This window comes from Acidithiobacillus sp. TH-A117, from assembly GCF_057473465.1.
Genome location: NZ_JBYCKQ010000022.1, coordinates 43,911 through 58,497, shown reverse-complemented (window position 1 = coordinate 58,497; position 14,587 = coordinate 43,911). Strand labels below are relative to the sequence as shown.

The window sequence follows — 14,587 nt, the reverse complement described above, 5'->3', positions numbered from 1 at the left end:
TTGCTACAATTGATACATGCCTAACTCCATACCGCATATCCTCCTGCAGGAGCAGTTCATCAACCGCTTTCGCGGGCGCACGCTCATCGTCCATCGCGGGTTTCCGGATCAGTATTTCAAGGAGTTGCTGGAGCAACCGGGTGGCGGCGGGCATTTCCGGATAGACAGCCGCATTCCCCCGGGTCATCCGCCAACTCCCATCGAGTGGGTCGTGCACCAGCATGTTCTGCCTCTCGACTTACCTCTGCCGTTACTGATCAAGGTAGATGCCGACGCCCTCTATCTGCGCCATCTCTTGCATGGCACCCATGCCGGGCATCCCAGCGAGATTCTCTGGATGCTGGACGCCATCCGCGAACGCTATCATGTACGTCTGGATCGCCAGCAGGGAACTTATCAGGCAGTGCCGGGGATGGCCGTGGAAGACAATGATATCGACTATGACTTCAATAATGACTGAGGCACTGGATGACGCCAGCCTGCTGCGCTACTCCCGCCAGATTCTGCTGCCCGAGATTGACCTGACCGGCCAGGAACAACTGCTGCACAGCCGGGTGCTCATTGTCGGCATGGGCGGGCTGGGATGCCCCGCTGCCCAGTATCTGGCCGCAGCGGGGGTGGGACATTTGACGGTTTGTGATGGGGACCAGATCGAATCCAGCAACTTGCAGCGCCAGATTCTCTACCGCGACGCTGATGTCGGACGCCACAAAGCCACGGTCGCCCGGGAACAGCTGCTGGCTCTGAATCCCCAGATTCGGGTGAGTGCCTGGACCGAGCATGCCCAGGCCGAATCCCTGGGAATCGCTCTGGAGACCCATGATCTGGTGCTGGATTGCACCGATAATTTCCAGAGTCGCCATCTCATCAACCGCGCCTGTCGGGGGGCGCGCAAACCGCTGGTCAGCGCCGCTGCCATTCGCTGGGAAGGACAAATCAGCGTTTTTGATTTTCGCCTGGCTGATACGGCCTGTTACGCCTGTCTCTATCCGGAACAGAGCACCGACATCACGGAAGACAGCTGTTCCCGCAATGGCGTCCTCGGCCCCTTACTCGGCATTCTCGGCAGCATGCAGGCCGTTGAGGCGATTCGCCTGCTCAGTGGTCATGATTCACCCCTGAACGGACAATTGCTCCTCCTCGATGCCCGGCACTGGCAGTGGCGACAGGTGCAATTGCGCCGCGACCCGGCCTGCGGAGTCTGCGCATGAATACTCTCCGTCTCCCCCGCACCCTCGCCAATGCCCTGCTCAGTGATCTGCAATCGGGTCAGGGCGAAGGCCTGGTGGGATCTCTGCACGGACGCCCCTGCTCGGTGTATCCGGCGCAGGGCGATCAACAAGTCAGCGCCCTGGAAATGCTGGCCAGCCGGGGCGAGAGTCTGTTTGCCTGCTACGCAGCAGCCCCCCAGGATCCTACCCCGTCCCTGCCGGAAACGTCTCAGCCTCCCTTCGACCCGCCCTATCAGCTGCGGCTGGCTACCGACATACGCGGGGTGATTGTCCTGCGCGCCTATACCCGGGATGACGGACAGGGCTGGCAGGAAAACCTGATCGTGCTGGACAATGACTGAGCGCGACGATTTTTCCGTGATGTCCTTCAATATTCAGGTAGGTATTGGCTCGCACCGTGCCCGGCACATGCTCCTGCATGGCTGGAAATATGTCATGCCCCACGGCCAGAGCCTGCGCAATCTGGAACGCATTGCTGAAATTCTCCGTGAAGCCGACATCGCCGGCCTGAATGAAGTGGATGCGGGTTCCTTTCGCAGCCAGTATGTGAATCAGGCCGGTTTTCTGGCCGAACGCGCCCAGTTTCCCTACTGGGCTCAGCAACGTACCCGGGACTTTGGCGAACTGGCCCAGCATAGCAATAGCGTGCTGTCGCGCTGGCCCATTGCCCACAGCGAACCTCATGCTTTGCCGAGCTTCATGAAAGGCCGGGGCATGCTGGAAACCCGCCTAGAAATCAATGGCCGAAGCCTGACTGTCGTCATCACCCACTTGGGATTAAGCCGGCATGCCCGATTCAGTCAAATCCGCGATCTGGCCCAACGCCTGCGCCATCGTAGATCGCTTATTCTCATGGGCGACCTGAACTGCACGGCGCGCTCCCCGGAAATCCGCCTGCTGCTGGCTGAAAGCGGTTTGCGCGCACCACCCTGGAATCCCCCCACCTTTCCAAGCTGGTCCCCGCGTTTTTCCTTCGACCATATTTTTTGCAGCCCGGACCTGGAATTCACCGAAATCGAAAGTATCGGCACCCCTCTCTCCGACCATCTCGCCCTCAAGGCGCGACTGCGCTGGAGCTCGAATTCAGGGGTAAATGCAGAGCACCCGTCACATTAAAGGGAATGCGACTGTTGAACATCCCCGTCACCAGATAGCCCTTGACCGCATAGGGCAAGCCTTGCTGACTATCCACACTGCCCAGATCCCCCAGCAGGGGCAGGAGATTACCGGTGACCGGGACAGAAACGATGCTGCTGCCATAGGCCGGAATATGCACCGGCTTGCTCAGCAGACCATAAGCTACCTGGCGGTTTTGCACATAGAGCCGCGCCTCACCCGCCTTGGCGCTCAACGCCGAACTGTTGGGATTACTGATTTTGAGGTCCAGATCAAAAGTCTGGGAAACCAAGCCCACCGTTTGCGGATGAATACTCTCCAGCTGCACCTGTGGAGAGTGGGCCGGAAAAGCACTACAGGCGGTCAACGGTAGAACCATGAGCGTCAGCAGGGGCCAATGCCAAAACCTTTGGGACAAGGGATTACTTCGTGCCACAATACGCATCAGTCCACTCCAGAAAATGTCCGTGACCGAGTATAACCCAAGGAATATCTCATAAAAGCCCGAAATCGCGCATGACAGAGCAAAACCTCCAACAACCTCACTGGCAGCTTGAGGATCAGACCATCACCCTGAGCGGCCGCTGGACCCTGCGCAGGCTGGGCGGGAACTTTGCCCGCCAGCAAGAGATGCTGCGCCAGATACAGGGCAATTTTGTCTGGGACTTGCGCGCGGTGGATGCGATGGATAGTGCCGGGGCTCTGCTGCTCTGGCAGGTTTGGGGTAATCGCCTGCCCGACCAACTGGAACTGAATGATACCCATCGGGCGGTGTTTTCCAGACTGGCCGATCTGCAACCCCTGACCCACCCCCCGCGCCGTCCTTTTCAGTTTCTGGATGCCCTGGGCGCGTTTCTGGTGGAAACCGGCCGTGATCTCTGGGGCATTTTTCTGCTGATGGGCGCCCTGCTCCTGGAATTCGGACGTGGTCTGCGGCATCCCCGCAGTTTTCCCTGGCGGGAGATTTCCGCCACCATTGTCAATACCGGTCCCAGTTCACTACCCATCCTGACCCTCATCGGTTTTCTGATCGGTATTGTGATTTCCTTTCAGTCGGCATCTACCCTGGCTCAATATGGCGCCAACATTTACATCGTCAACATTGCCGGGCTGAGTATTTTGCGGGAGTTTGGCCCCTTGATCACGGCGGTGATTCTATCCGGGCGGTCGGGTTCGGCCTTTACCGCCCAGATTGGTGCCATGCGCGTCACCGAAGAACTGGATGCCCTACGCACCTTTGGCATCCCCCCCATTCGCCGTCTGGTGCTGCCCAAGGTCATCGCCCTCGCCATCGTTGTCCCCCTGCTGGTGCTTTGGACGGACATGGTCGGCATTCTTGGGGCCATGCTGGTGGCCAAAGCCAACCTGGGCATCAGTTATCATTTTTTCATCCAGGAAATGCCCGTCGCCGTGCCCAGCTTCAACTTGTGGCTGGGCATTATCAAAGGTGCCATCTTCGGCATTCTGATTGCCTGGATTGCCGGTTTTCACGGCCTCAAAGTTCGACCCAACACCACCAGCCTGAGCCGGGAAACCACCAATTCCGTAGTGTTTTCCATCACTCTGGTGATCCTCATCGATGCCATTCTCGCCCTGGTATTCGCCAACACAGGAATCAGCTGATGGAACGCCCCGACGCCATCATCATGGACAATATCGGTACCCGCTTCGGGGATTACTGGATACACCGCCATCTGAATCTCAAGGTACACTGTGGGGAGATTCTTGCCATTGTCGGCGGTAGTGGCACCGGCAAAACCACCCTGTTACGGGCCATGATGGGCTTGGTTCCCATTGCTGAAGGGCAGTTGACCATACTCGGCGAAAACCCCCAGACCCTTACCCTGCGCGCACAAACCGCCCTGCGTCAGCGCTGGGGGGTACTCTTTCAGCAAGGCGCCCTGTTCAGCGCCTTGACGGTTTTCGAGAATATCGCCTTTCCCCTGCGCGAGTGGGGACATCTGACCCGCACCGAAATCAATGATCTGGTCACCCTCAAGTTACAGATGGTAGGGCTTAAACCAAACGATGCCTGGAAACTTCCGGCAGAACTCTCGGGAGGCATGATCAAACGGGTAGCGCTGGCCCGGGCCTTGGCCATGGAAGCGGAAATCCTCTTTCTGGATGAACCCACTTCCGGACTCGACCCCATTGCCGCCTCGGATTTTGACGCCCTGCTCCGGCAAGTCCATGCCGATATTGGCTTTACTGTGGTCATGGTCAGTCATGATCTCGACAGCCTGGCCGCCACCGCCAGTCGGGTGGCGGTGCTCGCCGATCATCAGGTGCTGACTGTGGGGCCACTGCGTGAGGTTCAAGCCGTCGATCATCCCTATATCCGCGCATTTTTTCATGGCGAACGCGGCGAAAGGCTACTGAACAGCCTGCGCGCTACCGGTGAACTGCCTACTCCCCCCAGCGCCGGCTGATCTGATTGGCGACACCGATCTGATCCAGCACCCGCGCCACCATAAAATCCACCAGATCTTCAATACGCTGGGGACGGTGATAAAAACCCGGACTGGCGGGCAGTATGCGCACCCCCACGCGGGCGAGACTGAGCATGTTTTCCAGATGAATGGTGGACACCGGGCTTTCCCTGGGCACCAGCACCAGCTTGCGGCCTTCCTTGAGCATGACATCGGCGGCCCGCTCGGTGAGGTTGTCGGACAAGCCATGGGCGATGGCCGCGAGAGTACCCCCGGAACAGGGACAAATCACCATGGCCCGAGGCGCATTGGAGCCTGAAGCCACTGGCGCATACCAGTCATGGGGGGCATACACCGACAGCAGACCGGGCTCTTCCAGGCCAAAATGGGCATGAAGAAACTGAGCCACCGCCTCGGGCTTTTCGGGCAGGTCCAGCCCCAACTCCTCTCGGCAGACCACCCGGGCCGCGTCGGAAATCAGCAGATACACCTGCACCCCGGCGGTCAGCAATACCTCCACCAGACGAATACCATAAGCGGCTCCCGAAGCCCCGGTCATGGCTACACAAATCCTGTCCTGCGCGCGCTGTTCATTCATACGGAATCTCCCTTCTTCTCTACGTCACGGCGAGTCAGTTCCGCCAACAGGCGGCCATGGATACCCGCAAAAGCCCCGTTGCTCATCACCAGTACCTGATCACCCGCCCGCAGGCTCTGCACCAGATCTTGCAGTAGCGCGTCCATATCCGCATATACCGCCGCCTTCCCCGCCAAGGCTGTAGCCACGTCCCAGCCGATATCCCCAGGGGCAAACACCAAAGCCTGATCCGCCTCTTCCAGACTGGCGCCCAGGGTCTGCTGATGCACCCCCAGCTTCATGGTGTTGGAACGCGGCTCCAAGACAGCAATCAGACGACCAGCATCACCCATACGCCCGCGCAGGGCGGCTATGGTGGCGGCAATGGCGGTCGGATGATGGGCGAAATCATCATATACAGCCACCCCGGCCACCGTACCACGTAGCTCCAGACGCCGGCGCACGCCCTGAAAACGGCTCAAGGCATCACAACCCACGTCCAAAGGCACCCCGGCATGGCGGGCGGCCAACAAGGCCGCCAGAGCATTTTCGGCATTGAAAACCCCGGCCATCTCCCATTGCACCCGGCCGCGTAGCTGACCCTGCTCCAGGACGCTGAAACGCCGACCATCAGGACTATCCAGGCGCACCTGCCAGTCCGCAGCGCCTGTGGTACCCCTCTCTGCTCCGGCAAAGCGCTGTACCGGCGTCCAGCAGCCCTTGTCCAGCACCTGCTGCAAGGCGGGGGCTGCGGCATTGACCAGCAGCATGCCAGTTCCGGGCATAGTACGGACCAAATGATGGAACTGGGTGATGATGGCCGCCAGATCCGGAAATATATCGGCATGATCATATTCCAGATTATTCAGGATCAGGGTGCGGGGATGATAATGCACAAATTTGGAGCGCTTATCGAAAAAAGCCGTATCGTACTCATCAGCTTCGATCACAAAAAAAGGACTATCGGTGAGGCGCGCCGACACCCCGAAATTGCGGGCTTCGCCGCCAATCAGAAAACCCGGATTAAGCCCCGCCTCCTGCAAAATCCAGGTCAGGATGGAGGTCGTGGTGGTTTTGCCATGGGTACCTGCCACCGCCAGCACCCAACGGCTGGCCAGAATCTCCCGAGCCAGCCAGCCGGGGCCGGAATCATAAGGGATTTGCCGATCCAGCACCGCTTCCACGCAGGGATTTCCCCGGGACAGGGCATTGCCGATAATGACCAAGTCCGGCGCAGGCTGCAGCTGCTCAGGGTCATACCCCTCATGCACCACAATCCCCTCACGGGCCAGCAGATCACTCATGGGGGGATAGGTGTGGGTATCCGAACCAGTTACCCGATGCCCGGCCGCCCGGGCCAGCAGGGCGATGCCCCCCATAAAAGTCCCGCAGATTCCGAGGACATGAATATGCATGGGTAGTTAATGCATGGTACTGCGGGAGGGCGCGCCCAAACGCTGGTCAAGCATCTGGTTGGCCAGCTCAAACATGGCCGTAAACTTCTCCAACAACTCCTGATAGCGGCTCATGAGCGCCTCTTCTTCGGCCAGCACCGGATGATCGTCGAGGGATCGGGCGAGCATGTCCCGGGCCATACCCAAACGCTCCACTACCTCGAAGTAAGCCCAACCATCGGGGGGCTGGGCGCTGGCAGCGGCCAGTTCCTGCTGGAAATACCAGACCAGGGCACCCCGTGTAATGGCCTGGGCCGCCGTCGCTTCTTCCACCTCGGTCAACTGCCACTCGTGACTGATGGTTTCCTGCCAGTCCATATACACATGCCAGCGCTGACCATTTTCATCAGACATGAATTCGAGGCGCACCCCGACCCCCTGATCACCGAGCCGGGCAATCAGGCGTTCCGCCTCGTCCCAATCTTCGGCGTAATCCGGGATGGGGCTCCCCGGGGGAGAACCCATGACCAAGGTTTCGACCTGCTCCAGATAGCGTTGATCGAGAGCGGCACTCCGGGCTATTTCCAGCGCGTCGTGGCTACTCAAAGAAAGTTCCATCCACCGGGCTGCTGGCACTGGCATAAAGCTTGCGCGGCATCCGCCCGGCCAGAAAGGCCTTGCGCCCGGCATCCACTCCCAGACGCATGGCTTCGGCCATCAACAGAGGGTCCTTGGCAGCGGCGATGGCGGTATTCAGGAGCACACCATCACAACCCAGTTCCATGGCTACCGCCACATCAGAGGCCGTACCCACCCCGGCATCCACCAGAATCGGCACCGTCGCCTGCTCCAGAATGATGCGCAAATTGTAGGGATTGCGAATACCCAGCCCCGAACCGATGGGTGCCGCCAAGGGCATGACCGCCACACAACCCATTTCCGCAAAGGTCTTGCAGGCCACCGGATCATCGACACTATACACCATCACCTCAAAACCCTCGGCAATCAACACCTTGGCTGCCTCGTAGGTTTGCCGCATGTCGGGGTAAAGGGTCTGGGGATCACCGATGACTTCCAGCTTGACCAGCTTCCAGTCGCCCAGCTCGCGGGCCAGACGACAGGTACGCACTGCGTCCTCCGCCGTATAACAACCCGCCGTATTGGGCAGAATGGTAAAGCGATCCGGGGGCAGGACATCGAGCAGATTGGGGGCGTCCTTGTCCTGACCCAGATTCACCCGGCGCAGGGCCACGGTAATGATTTCCGCGCCCGCCGCATCCACTGCCGCCCGGGTTTCGGCAAAATCCTTGTACTTGCCGGTACCTACCAACAATCTGGACTGGTACGCCCGCCCCGCGATCACCAAGGGATCTTTTTGCATCGTAATTATCTCACCTCAAAATGGGTTACTGGGCACCCAGCTTCAACCACCGCCCACCGCCTGAATGATCTCCAGGCGATCACCCGCTTCGATGACGGCCTGGGCATGAGTACTGCGCGGGACGATTTCGCCATTGCGCTCGACCGCTACCCGACGGTCAGCCCAGCCCAGCTCGGCCAGCAGGGCCAGCACTGTGATTTGCTCCGGCACCTCGCGGGCCGCACCATTTACCTGTATTTGCATCCCTGCGATGCTAGAACCTCCCCGCAGGGGCGTCAATCCCGCAGGCCATTACGCGCACGAATACCCATTTGCGACTTTCAACAGACCTTGATTCAAAGTGTGCAAACCATCCACAGCCTATGTATTGACAGCTTCATCCTGTACTCCCAGGCTAACATCATGAATAATGAAGAATGTCTTGCGTGATATGGAGGTTTCCATGACCCCTTTGGGTACAGCATCTCCCCGATTGAACGTCAATGACTATCTTGCTGGGGAGCGAGACGGCGAGCTTCGACATGAATATATTGCCGGCAATGTCTATGCCATGGCTGGTGCCAGTCGCCGCCATGCGCTGATAGTCACCGCCCTTACCCTCTTGCTGGGTCCCGAGGCCAGGAAGCACGATTGTCAGCTCTTCAGCAATGACATGAAAGTACGTATCCAGCAAGCCGGTGAAGAGAGCTACTATTATCCTGATTTGTTGCTCAGTTGTGACCCCGAAGATCGGGAAACCTATTTCAGCACCCGTCCCTGCCTGATTATCGAGGTCCTGTCGGAAAATACCGAGCGCATCGACCGGCGTGAGAAGCTCTATGCCTACACCGGTGGTCTGCCAAGCCTGCAAGAATACCTGTTGATTGCCCAGGACCATCGTCAGCTCGACCTGTATCGCCGCACAACGGATGGCTGGCAACATAAAAGCTACGGCGAAGGCAGCATCCACCTGCAATGCCTGGATATGGACCTATTCCTGGACGACATTTATTACGATGCCGAGCGTGCGTAATGAACAGCCCCACCCCGCTTGACAGCATTCAATCCGCCCTCCTACGCTAGCCCAATGACTGCAGCCGAACGCCTTGCGCGCTATGAAGATCTTTTCGACCTGCCTGAAAATATGGTGGGGGAGATTATTGAGGGTCAATTGCATGCCCATCTCCGGCCGACGCCTGGCCATGCTGGCAGCCTCGACCTCGCCGGACTGTGGGTGGACTGAAGATCATGCGCCTCAGCCCCGAGCAAGTCGCCATCATCCGCCAGGCCGCCGGGGAAAGCTTCGGCCCCGAGGCCCGCGTCTGGCTTTTCGGTTCGCGGGTGGATGACAGCAAGCGGGGCGGCGACGTGGATATTATGGTGGAATCAGGCAGCCCTATCGATGCTCCCGCCTTTCTCGCCGCCAGCCTATCCGCTCGCTTGCAGCGAAAGATGCACGGACGCAAGGTCGATGTTCTGCTCCTTGCACCCAATCTTCGCCACCTGCCCATCCACGATATTGCCAAGAGCGAAGGTCTGCTTTTATGAGCATCCCCCGCAAGTTGCAGGAGCGCCTCCAATTTCTGGCACGGGTGATCGATCGCGAAACCCTGCATTTGCGAAGCACAGATCAACGGCTTTTTGCCTCCGGCTTCACGGTGGAAGATGCACGCCGTCTTGAAGACAACCCCGAGTTAGCGGAAATGGTGGATGCTTTTGTCAGCCGCTTCGGGCGCCTGCAGGATACGCTGGGTGATAAACTCCTCCCGGCATGGCGCAGCGCCGTAGGCGAAGAGCCCGCCACCATGACCGACAATCTGGACCGGGCAGAAAGACTGGGCCTTATTGAATCCGCCGATCTCTGGCTCACTCTCAGGCAGCTCCGCAACCAGATGATCCACGACTATATCGAAGACCCCTCAGTGCTCGCGAACGCTCTACAGACGGCTCACACGCATCTTCACATCCTTACGGACGCCGCCCACGCCCTGTTGAATGACCTGGCCAAGCGCGGCCTCATCTCCTGGTCTTGAACCCCATGCGCCTCAGCCCCGAGCAAGTCGCCATCATCCGCCAGGCCGCCGCAGAAAGCTTCGGCCCCGAGGCCCGCGTCTGGCTTTTCGGTTCGCGGGTGGATGACAGTAAACGGGGCGGGGATATCGACCTCTATATAGAGAGCCCCCAACCCAGCGCAGATGCCCTTGATCAACAATTGAGGTTCTGGAGCTTGCTGCAGCGCCGTTTGGGAGAACAACGCATAGATGTTGTCATCCGGGCCGCAGACAGCACGCCCCAATCTATCCACCAGGTCGCCCGCCGCACAGGGGTCCCTCTTTCATGATTCGCATACCCAGCGACGCTCTCCAACGCCTGGCTCTGATCCTGGTCACCCTGGAGCGGGAGGACACGCTGCTGCAAGGGGTTACCCGCCGCCTTTTCGACGATCATAGCCGACTCGACAATGCCTGGCTCGACAGCATTCTCACCACCCCTGAGGGTATCGACCGGCTGGAATCCTTTGGCGCCAAGTTCGGACGGATGCAGGATACCCTCATGGGTAAGGCTTTACCGACGTATCTCCAGGCTGTCCTCGAACCCACTGGCAGCGTCATTGATAACCTCAATCGTGCCGAAGCACTGGGCATCATCGAGCAAGCCCAAGACTGGGTGGAGATGCGCGCCCTCCGTAACCAATTGGTACATGAATACCTACCGGGTCCTGAAGTCATGCTGGCCAGTCTAGAGCGAGCCCACCAGTTCATCCCGGTACTGCAAGCCACCTATACCGAACTCCAATACCGCGCCACGCGCATTCCCGGCTGGAAACCTGAGCTCATGATCTTATCGGGCAAGGAATAACCCATGCGCCTGAGCCCCGAGCAAGTCGCCATCATCTGCCAGGCCGCCCAGGAAAGCTTCGGCCCCGAGGCCCGCGTCTGGCTTTTCGGTTCGCGGGTGCATGATGACAAGCTTGGCGGCGATGTCGACCTTTTCGTCGAAAATGACCAGGACCTTCCGGTACAGGCCCTGCTACGTACCCAGGCACGCATAGAATACGCACTGCGCTTGCCTACCGATCTCGTGGTCCAAACGCCGGGCCACCAAGCGGGGCCGATTGCCAACATCGCCCGAATGACGGGGGTGCGCCTGGCATGACCACGCTCTATCAAGAACAACAGGCCCTTCTGGGGCGCCAGCTTACGGTGCTGCGACGCTTGCGGGACGGTTTGCGCTTTACCGCCGGACGGCTACGCTGGCAGATTACCGCGACCGACCTCGACGACCCGGAAGCCGCCGAGCGACTAGCCGCACTCAACGACCGCTTCGCCAAGTTGCAAGATCAGCTTGCCGGCGCCCTGCGCCACGCCCACACCATGCTGGGTGAGCGGTACCGGACCTTTTTCGACGTCATCACCTGGATGGCACACGAGGGCATCATTACCAGCCCGGAAGTCTTGCTAGAGCTGCACTCGCTGAGGAATCAACTGACCCACGACTATGATCTGGACGCACAAGCAGCAGTCAGGTACCTCAACGCGCTGCACGACAACATGGATGCCCTGATTGCTATCGTCGAGAAGTTTGAAGGCGTGTGCCAAAAATATGGATTGCTCTCCGGCATGGACCGCACAGCAGCATCCGCCGAAACCATGCCGGATACCGAGTAACCCCATGCGCCTCAGCCCCGAGCAAGTCGCCACCATCCGCCAGGCCGCCGCAGAAAGCTTCGGCCCCGAGGCCCGCGTCTGGCTTTTTGGATCGCGGGTGAATGACAGCAAGCGGGGCGGGGATATCGACCTGCTCGTTCAGACTCGCACGCTGTCAGCCGGCGCCGCATTGCGTTGCAAAATAAGCATGCTTGGCCTGCTCGAATCCCGCCTCGGCGAGCGAAAGATCGATTTGATCATCGAACAGCCAGATGACCCGCGCCCCATTGTGCGCATCGCCCACGAAACAGGAATACCCCTGTGAAATACAAGATTGACAGCATCCCTCTGTGCCTCCTACGCTAGCGCCATGACTGCCGCCGAACGCCTTGCGCGCTATGAAGATCTTTTCGACCTGCCTGAAAATGTGGTGGGGGAGATTATTGACGGCCAATTGTATACCCACCCTCGGCCCGCGCCGGCCCATGCACAGGCGTCATCGTGCCTGGGTGCCGATCTCGGGCAGCCTTTTGGTCGCGGTAGAGGCGGCCCCGGCGGCTGGTGGATTCTGGATGAACCCGAACTACACCTGGGCGCCGATATTTTTGTTCCCGACCTGGCCGGATGGCGCCGGGAACGTATGCCCGCCCTCCCCAGCACCGCCTGGTTCGAGATGGCCCCTGACTGGGTCTGTGAAGTGCTCTCCCCCGCCACCGCCCGCACTGATCGAGTCCTCAAGTTGCCGCGCTACGCTACCGCGGGAGTCGCCCACTGCTGGCTGATTGATCCCGACATCCGCACCCTGGAGGCTTATATCAATCAGAATGGACACTGGCTGCTGCTGGGCACATGGGCGGGTGGTGATCAGGCTGCCATCGATCCCTTTGCTGCTGTTACCCTCGACCTCGCCGGGTTGTGGGTGGATTGAAGGTCATGCGCCTGAGCCCCGAGCAAACAGCCAGATGACCCGAGTCACATTGTGCGCATCGCCCACGCAACAGGAATCCCCCTGTGAAAAACAAGATTGACAACATCCCTCTGAGCCTCCTACGCTAACCCCATGACTGCCGCCGAGCGTCTTGCGCACTACGAAGATCTTTTCGACCTGCCTGAAAACATGGTGGGGGAGATTATTGACGGCCAATTACAAGCTCCCCCCCGGCCTCCATCTAGCCTCGCCAAAATCCCATCGGTGAATACCCGGGTTGGTTACATTCGAAATCGCGAAAACCCTCAGACTGAGTTAAAACTTTGAACCAGCCTTCCTCACACCGCCAAATCCTTCGCTCGACATCAATCATGGGGGGGGCATCGGTGATCAACATCATTGTCGGCCTAATACGCATGAAAGTTGCCGCAGTGATGCTGGGCCCTGCAGGCGTGGGGCTTGTGGGACTGCTGCAGCAGCTGATGAGCGTTGCTTCGACTGTCGCTGGCATGGGCGTTGGCATCGCAGGCACTCGACAAATCGCTGAGACAGCAAGTCATGAAGAGCAATCATCGATTGCAACAACTCAACGTGCCCTTATCTGGGCTACCGTGGGCCTAGCTCTGGTTGGTGCCCTGCTTTTTTGGATCTTCCGGGAACCACTGGCTCGTCTAATATTCGGCAACACAGACAAGGCAAAGCTGGTTGGTTGGCTTTCCGTAGGCGTTGCGCTCTCAGTTGCCACAGGATCGCAGGGTGCTATGCTAACTGGCCTGCGCCGGATAGTTGATCTCGCACGTGTCAGCATCCTTTCCGCCATAATCTCAACCCTAGCTATTGTACCGGCGCTGCTCATCTGGGGCGAAAAAGCAGTCCTCGTGCTACTACTCGGTCCACCCACCGCCAGCTTCATTTTTGGTTATGTCTTTGTGGCACGACTACCAAAATATGATTTACCGCGTCCGTCACTCGCTGATCTCAAACAGCAAGTAACCACACTGCTCAAGCTGGGAAGCACATTCATGCTTTCTGGCTTGTTTACCATTGGTGGACAACTCGCAGTACGTACTCTGGTACAAAAAGAACTAGGTGCTGAAAATCTAGGCTACTTCACCGCAACCTGGACCTTATCAGTCACCTATATGGGTTTCGTGCTAGGGGCAATGGGTACGGACTACTTTCCTAGACTCACTGCAGTCATTCATAACAAGGAAACTGCTAATCGCCTGGTGAACGATCAAACCGAAGTGTCACTACTATTGGCAGGCCCTATCCTAGTAGCTGTAATGGGACTAGCTCCATTAATTATTAATATCTTTTACTCTAGCGCCTTTACTCCGGCAAGTGAAATTCTGCGATGGCAAATAATGGGTGACATTTTAAAGGTCATGAGCTGGCCATTGGGAATGATTCTGGTAGCCAGCGGAGCAGGAAAAACCTTCATCCTTACTGAATTCATCGGCAATAGTGTGTACATCCTGTGCGTAGCACTAGGATTGTCTTTGTTCGGCGTGAAAGCAACCGGTATGGCTTTTTTTATGACCTATATAGTCTATCTTCCTCTGGTTTGGTGGATGGGTGTGCGTCGTATTGGATTTCGCTGGTCTCGTCCAGTGAAGTTGCATGTTGTACTGGTTTTTTGTACAACACTCTTAGTGGCCTATATTGCCAACTGGTCAGAAATTGGAGCATCTGCGGCAGGCTTGACGTTTGCTGTAATATTAGGAATTTTGGCTTTAATTCGAATAGCCTCCACCACTGACCCAACCGGCAGGCTTTCAGTACTCGTTCGCCTGGGAGAAAAGATAAGCACATGGATTCGGTAGCTTCCAACAACGTCGCCTTAAAAAAGACCAACGAAAAATGCGATTTTTTATTCATTGTACATAAGAATTATAATAACA

The 14,587-nt window shown here is 58.1% G+C and carries 23 protein-coding genes; 17 read left to right on the top strand and 6 right to left on the bottom strand.

Translation table 11 applies throughout. The features are described 5' to 3' along the window. Positions 1–16: 16 nt before the first annotated feature. The 4 genes from AC2VLR_RS04615 to AC2VLR_RS04600 are packed head-to-tail and all read left to right on the top strand — an operon-like array spanning position 17 to position 2,348. On the top strand, positions 17–460 hold the full coding sequence (locus tag AC2VLR_RS04615) for a hypothetical protein (RefSeq protein ID WP_486881059.1): 444 nt from the start codon (positions 17–19) through the stop codon (positions 458–460). Continuing rightward, positions 441–1,211 (top strand): HesA/MoeB/ThiF family protein, encoded by a 771-nt coding sequence (locus AC2VLR_RS04610; RefSeq protein ID WP_486881058.1) that lies wholly within the window; start codon positions 441–443, stop codon positions 1,209–1,211. Before AC2VLR_RS04615 ends, AC2VLR_RS04610 begins: the two co-directional genes overlap by 20 nt. After that, a complete protein-coding gene (locus tag AC2VLR_RS04605; RefSeq protein ID WP_486881057.1) occupies positions 1,208–1,573 on the top strand; it encodes a hypothetical protein in 366 nt (121 codons plus the stop codon). Before AC2VLR_RS04610 ends, AC2VLR_RS04605 begins: the two co-directional genes overlap by 4 nt. After that, the gene (locus AC2VLR_RS04600) at positions 1,566–2,348 is read left to right on the top strand and encodes an endonuclease/exonuclease/phosphatase family protein (protein ID WP_486881056.1); all 783 of its coding nucleotides are present in this window, start codon (positions 1,566–1,568) and stop codon (positions 2,346–2,348) included. The genes AC2VLR_RS04605 and AC2VLR_RS04600 overlap by 8 nt, the downstream gene beginning before the upstream one ends. Here the strand turns inward: AC2VLR_RS04600 and AC2VLR_RS04595 are convergent. Beyond that, entirely contained in the window at positions 2,287–2,793 is a 507-nt protein-coding gene (locus AC2VLR_RS04595; protein ID WP_486881055.1) for an LEA/WHy family protein, read from the bottom strand. The genes AC2VLR_RS04600 and AC2VLR_RS04595 overlap by 62 nt on opposite strands. 71 nt (positions 2,794–2,864) lie before the next feature. On the opposite strand from AC2VLR_RS04595, the gene AC2VLR_RS04590 reads away from it, so the two are divergent. Both AC2VLR_RS04590 and AC2VLR_RS04585 read left to right on the top strand, forming a co-directional pair. Then, complete coding sequence (locus tag AC2VLR_RS04590) at positions 2,865–3,971, top strand: ABC transporter permease (protein ID WP_486881054.1); 1,107 nt, start codon at positions 2,865–2,867, stop codon at positions 3,969–3,971. Beyond that, entirely contained in the window at positions 3,971–4,777 is an 807-nt protein-coding gene (locus AC2VLR_RS04585; RefSeq protein ID WP_215843374.1) for an ABC transporter ATP-binding protein, read from the top strand. Before AC2VLR_RS04590 ends, AC2VLR_RS04585 begins: the two co-directional genes overlap by 1 nt. Here AC2VLR_RS04585 and AC2VLR_RS04580 read toward each other — a convergent pair. Genes AC2VLR_RS04580 through thiS form a run of 5 tightly spaced genes read right to left on the bottom strand, consistent with a single transcriptional unit; the run spans position 4,755 to position 8,372 of the window. Further along, the gene (locus AC2VLR_RS04580) at positions 4,755–5,375 is read right to left on the bottom strand and encodes a flavin prenyltransferase UbiX (RefSeq protein ID WP_486881053.1); all 621 of its coding nucleotides are present in this window, start codon (positions 5,373–5,375) and stop codon (positions 4,755–4,757) included. The two genes, AC2VLR_RS04585 and AC2VLR_RS04580, sit on opposite strands and share 23 nt — an antisense overlap. Further along, positions 5,372–6,769 (bottom strand): UDP-N-acetylmuramate:L-alanyl-gamma-D-glutamyl-meso-diaminopimelate ligase, encoded by a 1,398-nt coding sequence (gene mpl, locus AC2VLR_RS04575; RefSeq protein WP_486881052.1) that lies wholly within the window; start codon positions 6,767–6,769, stop codon positions 5,372–5,374. Before mpl ends, AC2VLR_RS04580 begins: the two co-directional genes overlap by 4 nt. Before the next feature lie 6 nt (positions 6,770–6,775). After that, the gene (locus AC2VLR_RS04570) at positions 6,776–7,354 is read right to left on the bottom strand and encodes a hypothetical protein (protein WP_486881051.1); all 579 of its coding nucleotides are present in this window, start codon (positions 7,352–7,354) and stop codon (positions 6,776–6,778) included. Further along, on the bottom strand, positions 7,347–8,129 hold the full coding sequence (locus AC2VLR_RS04565; RefSeq protein WP_486881050.1) for a thiazole synthase: 783 nt from the start codon (positions 8,127–8,129) through the stop codon (positions 7,347–7,349). Before AC2VLR_RS04565 ends, AC2VLR_RS04570 begins: the two co-directional genes overlap by 8 nt. Before the next feature lie 42 nt (positions 8,130–8,171). Continuing rightward, positions 8,172–8,372, bottom strand: coding sequence for a sulfur carrier protein ThiS (thiS, locus tag AC2VLR_RS04560; protein WP_215843526.1), 201 nt, complete (start codon positions 8,370–8,372; stop codon positions 8,172–8,174). A gap of 199 nt (positions 8,373–8,571) precedes the next feature. Here thiS and AC2VLR_RS04555 point away from each other — a divergent pair, with 199 nt between their 5' ends. The 11 genes from AC2VLR_RS04555 (at position 8,572) to AC2VLR_RS04505 (ending at position 14,509) form a co-directional block, all read left to right on the top strand. Further along, entirely contained in the window at positions 8,572–9,141 is a 570-nt protein-coding gene (locus AC2VLR_RS04555; RefSeq protein WP_486881049.1) for a Uma2 family endonuclease, read from the top strand. Between the two features lie 54 nt (positions 9,142–9,195). Further along, positions 9,196–9,351: a hypothetical protein gene (locus AC2VLR_RS04550; RefSeq protein ID WP_486881048.1), complete on the top strand. Its 156-nt coding sequence runs from the start codon at positions 9,196–9,198 to the stop codon at positions 9,349–9,351. A 5-nt stretch (positions 9,352–9,356) separates the two neighbouring features. Further along, the gene (locus AC2VLR_RS04545; RefSeq protein ID WP_486881047.1) at positions 9,357–9,656 is read left to right on the top strand and encodes a nucleotidyltransferase domain-containing protein; all 300 of its coding nucleotides are present in this window, start codon (positions 9,357–9,359) and stop codon (positions 9,654–9,656) included. Then, on the top strand, positions 9,653–10,141 hold the full coding sequence (locus AC2VLR_RS04540) for a hypothetical protein (RefSeq protein WP_486881046.1): 489 nt from the start codon (positions 9,653–9,655) through the stop codon (positions 10,139–10,141). Before AC2VLR_RS04545 ends, AC2VLR_RS04540 begins: the two co-directional genes overlap by 4 nt. Positions 10,142–10,146: 5 nt before the next feature. Next, positions 10,147–10,449 (top strand): nucleotidyltransferase domain-containing protein, encoded by a 303-nt coding sequence (locus AC2VLR_RS04535; protein WP_486881045.1) that lies wholly within the window; start codon positions 10,147–10,149, stop codon positions 10,447–10,449. Next, positions 10,446–10,967 carry a hypothetical protein gene (locus AC2VLR_RS04530; RefSeq protein WP_486881044.1) on the top strand — a complete coding sequence of 174 codons (522 nt, stop codon included), beginning with the start codon at positions 10,446–10,448 and terminating at the stop codon, positions 10,965–10,967. Before AC2VLR_RS04535 ends, AC2VLR_RS04530 begins: the two co-directional genes overlap by 4 nt. Before the next feature lie 3 nt (positions 10,968–10,970). Next, positions 10,971–11,264 (top strand): nucleotidyltransferase family protein, encoded by a 294-nt coding sequence (locus tag AC2VLR_RS04525; protein WP_486881043.1) that lies wholly within the window; start codon positions 10,971–10,973, stop codon positions 11,262–11,264. Continuing rightward, positions 11,261–11,776 carry a hypothetical protein gene (locus AC2VLR_RS04520; RefSeq protein WP_486881042.1) on the top strand — a complete coding sequence of 172 codons (516 nt, stop codon included), beginning with the start codon at positions 11,261–11,263 and terminating at the stop codon, positions 11,774–11,776. The genes AC2VLR_RS04525 and AC2VLR_RS04520 overlap by 4 nt, the downstream gene beginning before the upstream one ends. Before the next feature lie 4 nt (positions 11,777–11,780). After that, positions 11,781–12,080 (top strand): nucleotidyltransferase family protein, encoded by a 300-nt coding sequence (locus AC2VLR_RS04515; RefSeq protein ID WP_486881041.1) that lies wholly within the window; start codon positions 11,781–11,783, stop codon positions 12,078–12,080. Between the two features lie 45 nt (positions 12,081–12,125). Continuing rightward, positions 12,126–12,683 carry a Uma2 family endonuclease gene (locus AC2VLR_RS04510; RefSeq protein ID WP_486881040.1) on the top strand — a complete coding sequence of 186 codons (558 nt, stop codon included), beginning with the start codon at positions 12,126–12,128 and terminating at the stop codon, positions 12,681–12,683. A gap of 323 nt (positions 12,684–13,006) precedes the next feature. After that, the gene (locus tag AC2VLR_RS04505) at positions 13,007–14,509 is read left to right on the top strand and encodes an O-antigen translocase (RefSeq protein ID WP_486881039.1); all 1,503 of its coding nucleotides are present in this window, start codon (positions 13,007–13,009) and stop codon (positions 14,507–14,509) included. Positions 14,510–14,587: the final 78 nt, after the last annotated feature.

Coding starts and splice junctions, on each gene's coding strand:
- AC2VLR_RS04580 (WP_486881053.1), bottom strand. CDS start 5,375: ATGAATGAACAGCGCGCGCAGGACAGGATTTGTGTAGCCATGACCGGG.
- AC2VLR_RS04615 (WP_486881059.1), top strand. CDS start 17: ATGCCTAACTCCATACCGCATATCCTCCTGCAGGAGCAGTTCATCAAC.
- AC2VLR_RS04600 (WP_486881056.1), top strand. CDS start 1,566: ATGACTGAGCGCGACGATTTTTCCGTGATGTCCTTCAATATTCAGGTA.
- AC2VLR_RS04610 (WP_486881058.1), top strand. CDS start 441: ATGACTTCAATAATGACTGAGGCACTGGATGACGCCAGCCTGCTGCGC.
- AC2VLR_RS04530 (WP_486881044.1), top strand. CDS start 10,446: ATGATTCGCATACCCAGCGACGCTCTCCAACGCCTGGCTCTGATCCTG.
- AC2VLR_RS04605 (WP_486881057.1), top strand. CDS start 1,208: ATGAATACTCTCCGTCTCCCCCGCACCCTCGCCAATGCCCTGCTCAGT.
- AC2VLR_RS04585 (WP_215843374.1), top strand. CDS start 3,971: ATGGAACGCCCCGACGCCATCATCATGGACAATATCGGTACCCGCTTC.
- AC2VLR_RS04535 (WP_486881045.1), top strand. CDS start 10,147: ATGCGCCTCAGCCCCGAGCAAGTCGCCATCATCCGCCAGGCCGCCGCA.
- AC2VLR_RS04540 (WP_486881046.1), top strand. CDS start 9,653: ATGAGCATCCCCCGCAAGTTGCAGGAGCGCCTCCAATTTCTGGCACGG.
- AC2VLR_RS04510 (WP_486881040.1), top strand. CDS start 12,126: ATGACTGCCGCCGAACGCCTTGCGCGCTATGAAGATCTTTTCGACCTG.
- AC2VLR_RS04595 (WP_486881055.1), bottom strand. CDS start 2,793: ATGCGTATTGTGGCACGAAGTAATCCCTTGTCCCAAAGGTTTTGGCAT.
- AC2VLR_RS04590 (WP_486881054.1), top strand. CDS start 2,865: ATGACAGAGCAAAACCTCCAACAACCTCACTGGCAGCTTGAGGATCAG.
- thiS (WP_215843526.1), bottom strand. CDS start 8,372: ATGCAAATACAGGTAAATGGTGCGGCCCGCGAGGTGCCGGAGCAAATC.
- AC2VLR_RS04515 (WP_486881041.1), top strand. CDS start 11,781: ATGCGCCTCAGCCCCGAGCAAGTCGCCACCATCCGCCAGGCCGCCGCA.
- AC2VLR_RS04520 (WP_486881042.1), top strand. CDS start 11,261: ATGACCACGCTCTATCAAGAACAACAGGCCCTTCTGGGGCGCCAGCTT.
- AC2VLR_RS04545 (WP_486881047.1), top strand. CDS start 9,357: ATGCGCCTCAGCCCCGAGCAAGTCGCCATCATCCGCCAGGCCGCCGGG.
- AC2VLR_RS04555 (WP_486881049.1), top strand. CDS start 8,572: ATGACCCCTTTGGGTACAGCATCTCCCCGATTGAACGTCAATGACTAT.
- mpl (WP_486881052.1), bottom strand. CDS start 6,769: ATGCATATTCATGTCCTCGGAATCTGCGGGACTTTTATGGGGGGCATC.
- AC2VLR_RS04525 (WP_486881043.1), top strand. CDS start 10,971: ATGCGCCTGAGCCCCGAGCAAGTCGCCATCATCTGCCAGGCCGCCCAG.
- AC2VLR_RS04565 (WP_486881050.1), bottom strand. CDS start 8,129: ATGCAAAAAGATCCCTTGGTGATCGCGGGGCGGGCGTACCAGTCCAGA.
- AC2VLR_RS04550 (WP_486881048.1), top strand. CDS start 9,196: ATGACTGCAGCCGAACGCCTTGCGCGCTATGAAGATCTTTTCGACCTG.